Source organism: Micromonospora saelicesensis, assembly GCF_900091575.1.
Taxonomy (GTDB): Bacteria; Actinomycetota; Actinomycetes; order Mycobacteriales; family Micromonosporaceae; genus Micromonospora; species Micromonospora saelicesensis.
The window spans coordinates 772030-785121 of sequence record NZ_FMCR01000003.1 but is presented as its reverse complement, the minus strand read 5'-3'; the positions used below and the strand labels follow the sequence as shown (position 1 = coordinate 785121).

The 13092-nt window shown below is 71.2% G+C and carries 10 protein-coding genes; 7 read left to right on the top strand and 3 right to left on the bottom strand.

The genetic code is table 11. The features are described from left to right. Nucleotides 1–106: 106 nt before the first annotated feature. Nucleotides 107–1618 carry a deoxyguanosinetriphosphate triphosphohydrolase family protein gene (locus GA0070561_RS16580; protein WP_091402187.1) on the bottom strand — a complete coding sequence of 504 codons (1512 nt, stop codon included), beginning with the start codon at nucleotides 1616–1618 and terminating at the stop codon, nucleotides 107–109. 154 nt (nucleotides 1619–1772) lie between these two features. Between GA0070561_RS16580 and GA0070561_RS16575 the strand changes: the two genes are divergently transcribed. The 3 genes from GA0070561_RS16575 to GA0070561_RS16565 all read left to right on the top strand — a co-directional run bounded on the left by GA0070561_RS16575 (nucleotide 1773) and on the right by GA0070561_RS16565 (nucleotide 5853). After that, on the top strand, nucleotides 1773–4241 hold the full coding sequence (locus GA0070561_RS16575) for a Tex family protein (protein WP_208603780.1): 2469 nt from the start codon (nucleotides 1773–1775) through the stop codon (nucleotides 4239–4241). 277 nt (nucleotides 4242–4518) lie between these two features. Further along, the gene (locus GA0070561_RS16570) at nucleotides 4519–5403 is read left to right on the top strand and encodes an aminoglycoside phosphotransferase family protein (protein ID WP_091401518.1); all 885 of its coding nucleotides are present in this window, start codon (nucleotides 4519–4521) and stop codon (nucleotides 5401–5403) included. Between the two features lie 24 nt (nucleotides 5404–5427). Continuing rightward, on the top strand, nucleotides 5428–5853 hold the full coding sequence (locus tag GA0070561_RS16565) for a hypothetical protein (protein WP_091401515.1): 426 nt from the start codon (nucleotides 5428–5430) through the stop codon (nucleotides 5851–5853). On the opposite strand, the gene GA0070561_RS33085 is transcribed toward GA0070561_RS16565, so the two are convergent. Then, a complete protein-coding gene (locus tag GA0070561_RS33085; RefSeq protein WP_141710391.1) occupies nucleotides 5825–6007 on the bottom strand; it encodes a hypothetical protein in 183 nt (60 codons plus the stop codon). The genes GA0070561_RS16565 and GA0070561_RS33085 overlap by 29 nt on opposite strands. A gap of 177 nt (nucleotides 6008–6184) precedes the next feature. On the opposite strand from GA0070561_RS33085, the gene GA0070561_RS16560 reads away from it, so the two are divergent. From GA0070561_RS16560 to GA0070561_RS16545, 4 genes are all read left to right on the top strand, one after another. After that, a complete protein-coding gene (locus tag GA0070561_RS16560) occupies nucleotides 6185–7222 on the top strand; it encodes an MraY family glycosyltransferase (RefSeq protein ID WP_091401513.1) in 1038 nt (345 codons plus the stop codon). Beyond that, complete coding sequence (locus GA0070561_RS16555; protein ID WP_091401510.1) at nucleotides 7191–8294, top strand: NAD-dependent epimerase/dehydratase family protein; 1104 nt, start codon at nucleotides 7191–7193, stop codon at nucleotides 8292–8294. The genes GA0070561_RS16560 and GA0070561_RS16555 overlap by 32 nt, the downstream gene beginning before the upstream one ends. A 99-nt stretch (nucleotides 8295–8393) precedes the next feature. After that, nucleotides 8394–9644 (top strand): glycosyltransferase family 4 protein, encoded by a 1251-nt coding sequence (locus tag GA0070561_RS16550; RefSeq protein WP_091401509.1) that lies wholly within the window; start codon nucleotides 8394–8396, stop codon nucleotides 9642–9644. A gap of 251 nt (nucleotides 9645–9895) precedes the next feature. Beyond that, complete coding sequence (locus tag GA0070561_RS16545) at nucleotides 9896–11770, top strand: nucleoside-diphosphate sugar epimerase/dehydratase (RefSeq protein ID WP_091401506.1); 1875 nt, start codon at nucleotides 9896–9898, stop codon at nucleotides 11768–11770. 186 nt (nucleotides 11771–11956) lie between these two features. On the opposite strand, the gene wecB is transcribed toward GA0070561_RS16545, so the two are convergent. Continuing rightward, nucleotides 11957–13081, bottom strand: a complete 1125-nt coding sequence (wecB, locus tag GA0070561_RS16540) for a non-hydrolyzing UDP-N-acetylglucosamine 2-epimerase (RefSeq protein ID WP_091401504.1) — start codon at nucleotides 13079–13081, stop codon at nucleotides 11957–11959. Nucleotides 13082–13092: the final 11 nt, after the last annotated feature.

The following is a 13092-nucleotide window of genomic DNA, read 5'->3' as shown; positions in this document are numbered from 1 at the left end:
GCCTGAGTCAGGCCAGGCAGGCATCGCCTGAGTCAGGCCAGGCAGGCATCGCCTGAGTCAGGCCAGGCAGGCGTCGCCTGACGTCGGGCCGTCGCCTGACGTCAGGTCAGAGCACGAACGCGTCGGTCCAGAGCGCGCCGGACCGGCCGGAGAGCGCGTCCAGCATGGCCACCGCCTGACCGTCGGTGAGCTGGGCGACGAAGTCCACGATGGCTCGGCCCCGGGCACGCCCGATCCGGTCCGGGGTGCGCGGGTGCAGCTCCGCCTCGGCCAGCTCGACCAGGTCGTGCAGCCGCCGGGGCAGTCGGGACTCCTCCTCCGGGTCGAGCAGCCACTCCCAGAGCGCCTCGACCAGGGTGCCCAGCAGCCGGGCCTGGCCGCGCTGGTGCAGGGCGAGGTCCGGGCGGGCCAGCACGAACCGGTGGTGGACGAACTTGAGCACCTGCACCTCGTGCCACTGGGCGCAGCCCAGCAGCACGTGCCCGGAGCGCACCGACGGCTGTTCGGTGACCGTGATCGCCTCGACGAAGCGGGTGGACCAGCGGGCGGAGAAGCGGGCCACGTACTGCTCGGCCTCGATCGAGCCGTCGAACGGCATCGCGAGCAGCCCGTCCACCAATTCCTCGCGGACGTGCTCGACGGCGGCGGCGAACGCGTCGTCGTCGGCGATCCAGGCGTCCTTGCGGTGCAGTTGCCGGCGTAGCCGCTCGATCGCCGCCCCGGGTCGCCGGGCGGCCGTGGCCAGCGCCGCGTCGGTGATCGCCCGCAGCTGTCCGCTCTCGCGCTGCCAGGCCATCAACTCAGCGGAGACCGAACCCTGCTGGAGCACCCCGACCCGGTAGAAGTCCTCCACGTCGTGGATGGCGTACGCGATGTCGTCGGCGGTGTCCATCACGGACGCCTCCACGGTCTGCTGCCACTCCGGGATGCGACCGGCGAACGGCGCCCGGGCCTGGCGCAGGTCGTCCAGCTCGGTCCGGTACGCGCCGAACTTCGAGGAGCCGCTCTCCGGGTCGTCCGGCGGCGGGGTGGCGCCGCGCGGCGGCGGGTCCATGGTGCGCGGGTGCGGGTCGGGGTGGTCCAGGCGGGTCCACGGGTACTTCAGCATGGCCGCGCGGACCGCTGCGGTCAGGTCCAACCCGGTGGTGGCCGCGCCGCGGATCTCGGTGCTGGTGACGATGCGGTACGACTGCGCGTTGCCCTCGAAACCGTCGGAGAGGCCGAGACGCTGGCGGGCCAGCCGGTCCAGCACCCGCTCCCCCAGGTGCCCGAACGGTGGGTGGCCGAGGTCATGGGCGAGTGCTGCCGCCTCCACCACGTCGGGGTCGCAGCCGCCGAGCTTGTCCAGCAGGTCACGCCACCGTTCGTCGGCGCTCAACCGCTCGGCGACCGCCCGGGCCACCTGGGCGACCTTGAGGCTGTGGGTGAGCCGGTTGTGCACCAGCAGCCCGGAGCCGACCGGGCTGATCACCTGGGTGACACCACCGAGGCGGGCGAAGAACGGCGAGCCGACGATCCGGTCCCGGTCGGCACGGAACGGGTTGGCCGTGAGGTCGCCGAGGGCTCGGGCGCTGCCGCCGAAGAGCCGCCGGGCGCGCGGCTCCGCAGCAGATTCCATGATCGCCACGCTAGCGCAGGCCCGACGGGACCGCCGCCGGTCACCCCGGCCGGGCGCTGTGGTTCGGTCCCCCGCCCCGGCCGGGCGCGGCGACAGCGCCGGGGCCCGCCCGGCAGAATGCAGGCGTACCCACTCCCGAAGGCGGATCGAGATCGTGACCCAGTCTGTTCATCAGCGGATCGCCGACGAGCTCGGCGTGGCCGAGCGTCAGGTGCGGGCGGCCGTGGAGCTGCTCGACGGCGGCGCCACCGTGCCGTTCATCGCCCGCTACCGCAAGGAGGCCACCGGCCTGCTCGACGACACCCAGCTGCGCACCCTGGAGGAGCGGCTGCGCTACCTGCGGGAGCTGGACGAGCGGCGGGCCGCGGTACTGGAGTCGATCCGCGGCCAGGGCAAGTTGGACGAGGCCCTGGAAGCGCAGATCATGGCCGCCGACTCGAAGTCCCGGCTGGAGGACATCTACCTCCCGTACAAGCCCAAGCGGCGGACCCGTGCGCAGATCGCCCGCGAGGCCGGGTTGGCGCCGTTGGCCGAGACGCTGCTGGCCGACCCGGGTCAGGACCCGCGGGCCACCGCCGCCGGGTTCGTCGATGAGGAGAAGGGCATCGCCGACGCCGCCGCCGCGCTGGAGGGCGCCCGGGCCATCCTCATCGAGACCTTCGCGGAGGACGCCGATCTGATCGGCACGCTGCGCGAGCAGATGTGGTCGCGGGGTCGGCTGGTTTCCCGGGTACGCGAGGGCCAGGAGGCGGCCGGCGCTAAGTTCGCCGACTACTTCGACTTCTCGGAGCCGTACCCGAAGCTGCCCTCGCACCGGATCCTGGCGATGTTCCGGGGCGAGAAGGAGGGCGTGCTCGACCTGACCATGGAGTCGGAGGAGGCGGGCGAGGCGGACGCCGTACCGACCGGCCCGACCCGGTACGAGGCGGCCATCGCCGGCCGGTTCGGGGTGTCCGACGCGGGCCGCCCGGCCGACCGTTGGCTGACCGACACGGTCCGCTGGGCGTGGCGCACCCGGATCCTCATCCACCTCGGCGCGGACCTGCGGATGCGGCTGTGGCAGGCGGCCGAGGAGGAGGCGGTGCGGGTCTTCGCCACCAACCTGCGGGACCTGCTGCTGGCCGCGCCGGCCGGCACCCGACCCACGATGGGCCTGGACCCGGGCCTGCGGACCGGCGTGAAGGTCGCCGTGGTGGACGCCACCGGCAAGGTGGTCGCCACCGACACCATCTACCCGCACGAGCCGCGCCGGCAGTGGGACGCGTCGGTGGAGACCCTCGCCCGGCTGGCCGGGGCGCACGGGGTGGAGCTGATCGCGATCGGCAACGGCACGGCCTCCCGTGAGACCGACAAGCTCGCCGGTGATCTGATCGCCCGGCATCCGCAGCTCAACCTGACCAAGGTGATGGTCTCCGAGGCCGGCGCGTCGGTCTACTCCGCCTCCGCGTACGCCTCGCAGGAGCTGCCCGGGATGGACGTGTCGCTGCGCGGCGCGGTCTCCATCGCCCGCCGCCTCCAGGACCCCCTCGCGGAGCTGGTCAAGATCGACCCGCGCTCGATCGGCGTCGGTCAGTACCAGCACGACCTGTCCGAGGTGAAGCTGTCCCGGTCGCTGGACGCGGTCGTGGAGGACTGCGTCAACGCGGTCGGGGTGGACGTCAACACCGCCTCCGCGCCGCTGCTGACCCGGGTCTCCGGGATCGGGGCCGGCCTGGCCGAGAACATCGTGCTGCACCGGGACGCCAACGGGCCGTTCCGTACGCGTACCGAACTGAAGAAGGTGGCCCGGCTCGGGCCGAAGGCGTTCGAGCAGTGCGCCGGCTTCCTGCGCATCCCCGGTGGCGACGACCCGCTGGACTCCTCCAGCGTGCACCCCGAGGCGTACCCGGTGGTGCGCCGCATCCTCTCCACCACCGGGCAGGACCTGCGTTCGGTGATCGGCAAGAGCGGCATCCTGCGCGGGCTGCGGGCCACCGACTTCGTCGACGACCGGTTCGGCCTCCCCACCGTCACCGACATCCTCGCCGAGTTGGAGAAGCCGGGCCGGGACCCCCGCCCGGAGTTCCGCACCGCCACCTTCGTCGAGGGGGTGGAGAAGATCAGCGACCTGACGACGGGGATGGTGCTGGAGGGCGTGGTCACCAACGTGGCCGCGTTCGGCGCGTTCGTCGACGTCGGGGTGCACCAGGACGGTCTGGTGCACGTCTCGGCGATGTCCCGGACCTTCGTGAAGGACCCTCGCGAGGTGGTGAAGTCCGGCGACGTGGTCAAGGTCCGGGTGCTCGACGTGGACGTACCCCGAAAGCGGATCTCGCTGACCCTGCGCCTGGACGACGAGCCAGCCGCCGGTGGTGGCGGCGGTGGTCGGACGAGCCAGGAGGGGCGTGGCGGCCCGGCCCAGCGCGCGCCGCAGGGTGGTCGCGGCGGGCAGGGCGCATCCGGCGGCCCGCAGGGTGGTCGCGCCACCGGCCAGCAGAGCGGTCGAGCCGGGCAGGGTGAGCGCGGCGGACAGGCCGGCCGTGGCGGCGGACAGGGTGGTCGCGGCGGGCAGCAGCGCCACGGCGCACCGGCGCCGGCCAATGACGCGATGGCGGAAGCCCTGCGCCGCGCCGGACTGGCCTGACCTCGACCATCCGGCGCGAAGAGCCACCGGAACGCCCACGCCACAGCAGATCTTGGACAGTTTCCGTTCGCACAGGACGGAAACTGTCCAAGATCTGGAGCGATCGGGCCCTGAAGTCAACGGCTATCGAGGTGAACGGCCCGGGCAGCCCCCGGGAAGCGGCCGGCCGCGGCAAGCGGACCGCACGGCAAGCGAAGGGTCGCAGGAGCGGACGGCACGGCCCCGGGGAAATCCGCTCGCGCAGCCGCAGCGTCGGGGTGATGATCTCGCGGTGAGGATGCACGCCGATCAGGTGGACGTGAGCGTGGACGTGGTTTCCGCGCTGGTGGCCGAGCAGTTTCCGCGGTGGCGGGGCCTGCCGGTCCGGCCGCTCCCCTCGACCGGCACGGTGAACGCCCTGTTCCGGCTCGGCCCGGACATCGTGCTGCGGTTTCCGCTGCTCCCCTCAAGCGATCCCGAGCTGCGCGCCGAGCTGCGCCGCGAGCAGGAGTACGCCGTGCTGCTCGGCGGGCACCTGCCGGTCTCGGTGCCCGAACCGCTCGGCCTCGGCGAGCCGGGCGACGGCTACCCCGGGCCGTGGACGGCGTACCAGTTCATTCCGGGCGAGACGGCCCAGCCCGACCGGATCGCCGACCTCGACGTCTTCGCGCGGGACCTGGCCGGCGTGGTGACGGCTCTGCGCGGCATCGACACCGGCGGGCGGATCTGGTCCGGGAACGGGCGCGGCGGGCGGCTGGCCGCCGAGGACGCCGGCGTGCGGGCCGCGCTCGCGGTCAGCGGCACGCTCACCGACACCGCCGCGCTCAGCGAGGTGTGGAAGCGGTGCCGGGACGCGCGCCGCGACGACCCCACCGACGTGTGGATCCACGGCGACCTGATGCCAGGCAACCTGCTGGTCCGCGACGGCCGGCTGGCCGCCGTCATCGATCTGGGCGCGGTCGGCGTGGGCGACCCCGCGGTGGACCTGATGCCGGCGTGGAACCTGTTCGACGCGGGTTCCCGGGAGACGTACCGGCGGGCGCTGGGCGTGGACGACGCGACGTGGGAGCGGGGGCGCGGCTGGGCCCTGGAGCAGGCGATCAACGCGCTGCCGTACTACGTCGAGACCAACCCGGTGATGGCCGGCATCGCCCGGCACACGCTGCGGGCCATGCTCGTCTGAGGCGGCTCGCGTACCGTCGGCGTCGTGGGTGAGCGAGACGCCCGGGAGTGGCGGGATCAGCAGCGGCAGGCGGTGCGGGCGCACGCCGACGCGGAGGCGCGGCGGCGGGCCGCCGAGCACGCGGAGGCGGCGGAGCTGGTGGCCTGGTTCGTGGCCGAGGCGACCCGGCGAGGGCTGCCCACCACCCGGCTGGTCGCCCGGGGGTACGACGGGCGTGGGCGCTACCGGACCGGGCTGACCGGCTGGTACGTCGACCGGGCCGAAACCCGCGCGGTGGACGTGGCTGGCCGGTTCCACCTGCTGACCGTGCCGGGCGGTCTGCGGGCCCTGCTGTTCGGCGTCGACCCGCAGCCCAGCCCGGCGCCGTTGGTCGTCGGAGCGGGGGGCCGCGACGGTGAGTCGATCCCGCTGCGGACGCTGCTCACCCGGCTGCTGGACGACGCGACCTGACCAGGCTCCACCACCGGACCCGTCGCACCACGAGGGTGAGCAGGCCGGCCGCCTCGTCCCACACTCGGTAGGCGACCACCGTCACGTCCACCGCCGGCAGGGTGACCAACGAGGTCAGCGCCCGCACCGGGCTGCCGGGCGTCTTCGACGGCAACGTGAGCAGTTTCAGCTGCGTAGCTCCACACCGAATACCGGGAACAGTCGTTTACTTATAGTAGCGACCTTCTAAGATTGATTCATCCCTATATCACCGGTTCAACCTAAAGGCGCAAGTGGTGAATCTCGTACACATTAAAGAGGATCCTCACTTCTTTTCGGCAGGAACCACGCCATGCTGAGTGTTCCGCTCGCTGGCGGAATCGTGCTCGCACTCGTCGTCGGCACCCTGCTGCAGCCACTGATCCTCCGCCTGCTGAGAGCAGCCGCGGTTCTCGACATACCGTCGGAGCGTTCCTCGCACAGCACACCGATCCCGCGCGGCGGTGGCGTGGGAGTCGCCGCAGCGGCAGGGCTCGCACTTCTCCTGAACGAGCACGCACGATCCATCGCCGTACCGCTGCTCTTCTTCGCGGCGATCGGGCTCCTGGAAGACCTCCGGGGTGTCCCGATCCGCAGCCGACTGCTTCTGCAGTTGCTCGCCGGCGTGGGCACGGCCCTGGTCCTGGTGCCCGGTGGGCAGGCGTTGTACGTCCACGTGCTTCTGATTCTCGCGCTGGCGGCCTGGCTGACCTCGTTTGTGAACGCCTTCAACTTCATGGACGGCATCAACGGCATCTCGGCCGTGCACGCGATCCTCGGCGGAGTGGTGTACGCCGTGCTCGGAGTGCTCACGGACCTCCCACTGCTGACCGCGGCCGGCAGTCTGATCGCCGCCGCATCCCTGACATTCCTCCCCTGGAACGCCTGGGTCGCCAAGGTCTTTCTCGGTGACGTCGGGTCGTACGCCCTCGGCGGCGCGCTGGCCACGATCGCCGCGTACGCAGTCGTTCGCGGCACCCCGCCCGAAGCAGCCGTGGCGCCACTCGCCCTCTATCTCGCCGACACGGGCTGGACGCTCCTGTGCCGTATCCGTAACGGCGAGGCCTGGTATCGACCGCACCGCCACCATGCCTACCAGCGGCTGACCGACGGCGGATGGTCACACCAGCGGGTCACCGTGGTGACGGCCGTCGCCGGGGCGGCCGTGGCCGGCTGCCTGGTTGCCGCGTCCTTCAGCGGGCCGATCACCCGCGCCGCACTGGACGCCACGGCCCTCGCGATCCTCGCCGCCTACCTCGCCGCCCCGGGGTGGCTCGCCGCCCAGCGACGACAGCCTTCGTCGGAAGGAAGGACGATCCATGCCAGAACTGTCAGCTCAACGAGCCGGTGACCTCGCCGGCCGCCCGGGAAGCCGGCCGATCGACAAGGTCGCGGTGCTCGGCAGCAGCGGCTTCGTGGGTCGAGCGGTCGTCGCCGAGTTGGGCAACAGAGGCGTCGAGGTGCAGCCCGTCGCCGCGCCGCGCTTGTCATGGCCGCTCACCCACGCTCTTCGTGCCGATTCGGTGCCGGCAGATCTCTACGAGGATGTCGTCGACGCACTCGCCGCACAGCTCGACGGCGCCCAGACCGTGATCAACACGGCCGGACTACCGAACGGATCCGCCCCGGACAGCGCGGAGTTGTACGGCGGAAACAGCCTGCTACCCACACTGGTCGCCCGAGCAAGCGCTCTGGTCAACGCCAGGCGACTGGTCCACGTCAGTTCCGCGGCAGCGCAGGGGCAGATGGCGCTCGACGAGACAGCACGGACGATGCCGTTCTCGCCGTACTCGCGTTCCAAGGCGATCGGTGAACGCCTGCTGCGGCGCGAGGACTGCATCGACGCCGTCATCTACCGGTCGACCTGGGTCCACGACGTGGACCGGCCGAACACCCGCGCCCTCATCCGGCTCGCACGGTCGCGCGCGAGCTGCGTCGCCGGGGACGGCACCGCACCAACGCCCCAGGTCCTCATCGACGATGTCGCCGCGGCGATCACCCATCTCGGGCTCGTCGACGGATCAGTACCGCCCATCGTTCTCCAGCCCTACAACGGCATGACGACCGGGCTCCTGCTCCGCCTTCTCGGTGGTCGCGAGCCACTGCACCTTCCACCACCGGTGGCCCGGTACGCGACGCGCTGCTTCACCGCGTACGGGCGGACGAGTCTGAACGCCAACGCGCATGCCCGTCGCGTGGAGATGCTCCTGTTCGGCAAGCGACAGGTGCCGGGCTGGCTCGCCGACCAGGGGCTGGCGCCCCAGCTGCGCCCCGAGGCATGGGAGCGGCTGAGAACCGCCGGGACCGGGCCGACACCCGCCTCGTCACCGAGCGCCGAGGCTCTCGCGCGACCGAGAACAGGTGACTCGCAACCGCACGACACCAGCGGAGCGGCCGGGGCCAACCGGTATCTGACGAAGTAGCTCCACCCCAACAGGAAGGTTCTCCATGACTCTCGCCCTCGTGTCGGGCTCGGCTGGCCTGATCGGTTCCCTGGCTGCTCCGGCTGCGGTGACAACGCGGTGAGAATCGGAATCATCACGCAGTGGTACGACCCGGAGGGTGGCTCTGCCGTTCTGCCGGGGATCATCAGTCGGTCGCTCGTCGCACTTGGGCACGAGGTGCACGTGCTCACCGGCTTCCCGAACTATCCGTCCGGCCAACTGTCTCCGGGCTACCGGATCCGTCCGTACCGGTTCGAGAAGATGAACGGAGTCTCGGTGCACCGGGTGCCACTGGTGCCCAGCCACGACCGGTCAGCAGTCAGACGGGCTGCCAACTATCTCAGCTTCGCGGCCTCGGCGGCGGCCCGGTTGGACCTGCTCCGCAAGGTCGACGTGTGGCTGGTCTACTCCTCGCCGGCGACTGTGGCGCTGCCCGCGATGATGGCCCGTTGGCTGCACGGACGCCCGTACGTGATCCTCATGGAGGATCTCTGGCCGGACACCCTGGCGGAGAGCGACTACGTCCGCCCTGGCCGTCGCACCGACCTGATAATCCGGATGCTCACCCGGTTCTGCGACTCGGCGCATCGGAACGCATCGTCGGTGGCCGTCATCGCGCCGGGTATGGCCGACATCCTGAACAGCCGCGGAGTCCCGCGAGACAAACTGTCGGTTGTCTACAACTGGGTCGACGAGCGGGTCTTCCGCCCGAGAACACCCGATCCGCAGATGGCGGCCTCCCTCGGGTTGCAGGGCTTCGTCGTCATGTACGCGGGAAGCATGGGGAACCTCCAAGGGCTCGATGTCGCCGTCGACGCACTGGAGTACCTCGCCGACATCCCGGACCTGACGCTCGTGTTCGCGGGCAGCGGCGTGGAAGAGCGGCGGCTACGCGAATCGGCCGCACGGTACGCGCCCGGCCGGGTGGTCTTCCTCGGCCAGCAGCCGATCGAGCGGATGGTCGAGCTGATGCCACTCGGGGACGTCCAGTTGATCTCCTTGCGCGACCAGCCCTTCCTCCGCTCGATCATGCCCAGCAAGGTGCAGAGCACCCTCGCGTGCGGCCGTCCCATCGTCGCCGCCCTGGCGGGTGACGCGGCCCGGCTCGTCGACGAGTCCGGCGCCGGATTCGTCGCTCCTCCCGGCGACCCTTACGCCCTGGCCGACGCGATCCGTCGAATGTACGAGTTGGGCGCCGAGAAACGTGAAGAGCTGGGCCGCAGCGGCCGGCAGTTCTACCTGGAGCGACTCTCGGAACGGGTCGGCAGCGTTGCCCTCGCCAGGCAGCTGGAGAAGGCGGTCCGGGACCACGTCCCGGCCGACCGGTGACCACCGCGCCGGTGGCGCCGCCGAACTCGGCAGCTCACCCGGCGGCACCGGTGGATGAACCCGGACGGCGGCGGCTCTGACCGTGACAGCGGCCAGGCTCGCTGGGCGGCCAAGAGGATAGCCGGATCTTCAGCTCAGATAACCCGAAAACGGCCAACAGTGTCGCTTCGCCCTGTAACAAGGACAAGGAGCGCAAAGCTCCTTCTGCCGGGCGGCGGAAGTAGTCGGAAGACGGGACAGGGAGCCAGTACATGCCCCAGGACACGGAGCACACGGAGCGGCTGGACCAGCGGACGCGGCGAGCCAGGGCTCGCCGCCGGGCCATCGGATTTCTCGCAGCCGACACCACCGCCTGGGTCGGCGGCTCAGTCGCGGCCGCTTGGACCCGATCCGAGTTCCAGCTTCCTCCCGGCCAGTTCGGCCGAGCCGCAGCGGTCGGAACGGCCGCGGCGGTCATCCACGTGGCAGTGGCGGCGTTGCGCCGGCTCTACTCCGGACGACACCCGCTGGGCAGCCTGCAGGAGGTCCAGGGCGTCGCCGGCACCACCATCACGACAGCCGGGATCGTGCTGCTCGGCCTGCTGCCGTCCGGCGAGCGACCGGTTCCGGCGAGCACCCCTCTGGTCGGCGGCGCGCTCGCCCTGCTGTTCATGCTCGGCGCCCGGTTCGCGTACCGGCACCGCCGCGACCTCGCCATGCGGCCGGATGTCCGGTCGTCGACGCCGGTGCTGCTGTTCGGGATGGGAGACGCCGGCCAGGGGCTGCTCCGGGCCATGCTCAGCGACCCGCGCGGTCGGTACCTACCGGTCGGCGCGCTCGACGACGACCCGGACAAGCGCGACCTGCGCATCGGAGGGGTCCGCGTGCTGGGCGGACGGAACGATGTCGCCACCTCGGTCCGGCGTACCGGTGCCACCACCGTCATCTTCTCGGTTGCCAACGCGGACGCCGCGCTGATCCGCCAGATCCGTGGGGCCACCCTTGACGCCGGCGCGGTGTTCAAGGTGCTGCCCCCGGTGCGGGACCTGGTCGACCACCGGATCACCGTCACCGACGTCCGGGACGTGCAGATCGATGACCTGCTCGGTCGCCGTCAGGTGGTCGGTGACCTGCCGCTGAGCACCAGCAGCCTGACCGGGCGGCGGATCCTCGTCACCGGCGCCGGCGGGTCCATCGGCTCCGAACTCTGCCGCCAGGTGATGAAGGCCAACCCGGGTGAGCTGATGATGCTGGACCGCGACGAGTCGGCCCTGCACAGCCTCCAGATGTCGCTCGCCGGCCGGGCCATGTTGGACGGCCCCGAGCTGATCCTCGCCGACCTGCGGGACGACGAGGGTATTCGGCGGATCATCCGGGAGCGCCGACCGGAGATCATCTTCCACGCGGCGGCGCTCAAGCACCTGACCCTGCTGCAACGGCACCCGGGCGAGGCGGTCAAGACGAACGTCTGGGGCACCCTGTCGGTGCTGGACGCCTGCCAGGATGTGGCGAAGTTCGTCAACATCTCCACCGACAAGGCGGCCAACCCGATCAGCGTCCTCGGCTACTCGAAACGGATCACCGAGCGACTGACCGCACACGCCGCGTCCCGGTTCCCGGGGACCTTCCTCAGCGTCCGGTTCGGCAACGTGCTGAGCAGCCGCGGCTCGGTGGTGACCGCATTCCAACGGCAGATCGAGGACGGAAGGCCGCTGACCGTCACCCACCCCGACGTCACCCGCTACCTGATGACCGTCCAGGAGGCCGTCCACCTGGTGCTCCAGGCCGCCGAGATCGGGCAGGACGGCGAGGCACTGGTGCTCGACATGGGTGAGCCGGTCCGTATCACCGACCTGGCCCGACAGATGGCCGACCAGGCGTCCAGTTCCGTTCCGATCGTCTACACCGGCCTTCGCCCCGGCGAGAAGCTGCACGAAGACCTCCTCGGCACCGGTGAGGTGGACACCCGGCCGTTCCATCCGCTGGTGTCGCACGTGGCCGTCCCGGCGCTCGACCCGATAGAGGTCAGCGGGCTCGACCCGTACGACGACGCGGCGAAGATCGTCGAGCATCTCGCGCTGCTCTGCGCCCAGCCGGTCGGTCCGCTGGCGAAGGGGCCGCTGGGCGTACCCCTGCAGTCGCACTGATCGACCCCGCCGCGGCGACGGCGGTGCACGGGGTGACGCCGCGGCGGCGTCACCCCGTTCCGTTGGCTGAAGGGCGCCCCGCGGTCGCCGCACCCCGTGGGCGCTGGGCGGGACCAGGCGCACCGACACCAGGGCTGGCGACCACAGGTTCGTGGTGGCCAGCCCGGGTGGCGGTGGTGCTGCTGGTCAGCGGCGGATGCCCGCCCAGTCGTGGTGTCGGCGCACGGTGGAGAGGATGAAGTCGACCACGCGTCGGGAGGTGTCGGGCACCTGGTAGTCGACCGGGCAGGGCACCCCCTCCGCGGCGACCTGCGCCACCGTCACCTCGACAGCCTCGACCACGCCCTGCGGGTCCAGGCCGGTCATGATGATGCCGCCGGCGTCGAGCGCCTCGGGGCGTTCGATCGACTCGCGCAGCGTCACCGCGGGGAAGCCGAGGATGGCGGCTTCCTCGCTGATCGTGCCGCTGTCCGAGAGGGTGCAGTAGGCAGTGGTCTGCAGGTGGACGTAGTCGAGCAGCCCGAACGGGTCGTGGAAGGCGATGCCGTCCAGTCCGGTGGCGTCCGGGGCCAGCGCCTCCAGCCGCTTACGGGTGCGCGGGTGGGTGGAGACCAGCACCGGGAAGCCCCACCGGTCGCGAACCGCCACCAGGCAGTCCAGCAGCCGCTGGAGCCGGTCGGGGCGATCCACGTTCTCCTCCCGGTGCGCGCTGACGAGGAAGTAGCGGCCCTGGGCGAGTTCCAGTTGACTCAGGATGGTCGAGCTGGCGATCGGCTTCCGGTAGTGCTCCAACACCTCCCGCATCGGCGAGCCGGTGTGCAGGATCCGGCGTGGGTGCAGCCCCTCGGCGAGCAGGTTGCGCCGGGCGTGTTCGGTGTAGACGAGGTTGAAGTCGGCAACGTGGTCGACCAGCCGCCGGTTGGTCTCCTCCGGCACGTTCAGGTCGAAGCACCGGTTGCCGGCCTCCATGTGGTAGACCGGCACCCGCATCCGGCGGGCCATCAGTGCGGCGATGCAGCTGTTGGTGTCACCGAGCACCAGCAGCGCGTCCGGCCGCACCTCGGCGATCGCCGCCTCCATGCCCACAAGCACCCCGCCGAGGACCCGGCCCAGCGATGAGGTGTCGACGCGGAGGAACCGATCCGGCTCCCGCAGGCGCAACTCCTTGAAGAATACGTCGGACAGGGCGCTGTCCCAGTTCTGCCCGGTGTGTACCAGCGTGTGATCCACCGTGTCGTCGAGTCGAGCGATCACCCGGGAGAGCCTGATGATCTCGGGTCGGGTGCCGACCACCGTCATGATCCGGGTCATGCCCGTCCTCT

Excerpts from the sequence above, each read along its gene's own strand:
- GA0070561_RS16580 (WP_091402187.1), bottom strand. The coding sequence starts at position 1,618 with ATGGAATCTGCTGCGGAGCCGCGCGCCCGGCGGCTCTTCGGCGGCAGC.
- GA0070561_RS16570 (WP_091401518.1), top strand. The coding sequence starts at position 4,519 with ATGCACGCCGATCAGGTGGACGTGAGCGTGGACGTGGTTTCCGCGCTG.
- GA0070561_RS16560 (WP_091401513.1), top strand. The coding sequence starts at position 6,185 with ATGCTGAGTGTTCCGCTCGCTGGCGGAATCGTGCTCGCACTCGTCGTC.
- GA0070561_RS16555 (WP_091401510.1), top strand. The coding sequence starts at position 7,191 with ATGCCAGAACTGTCAGCTCAACGAGCCGGTGACCTCGCCGGCCGCCCG.
- GA0070561_RS16545 (WP_091401506.1), top strand. The coding sequence starts at position 9,896 with ATGCCCCAGGACACGGAGCACACGGAGCGGCTGGACCAGCGGACGCGG.
- wecB (WP_091401504.1), bottom strand. The coding sequence starts at position 13,081 with ATGACCCGGATCATGACGGTGGTCGGCACCCGACCCGAGATCATCAGG.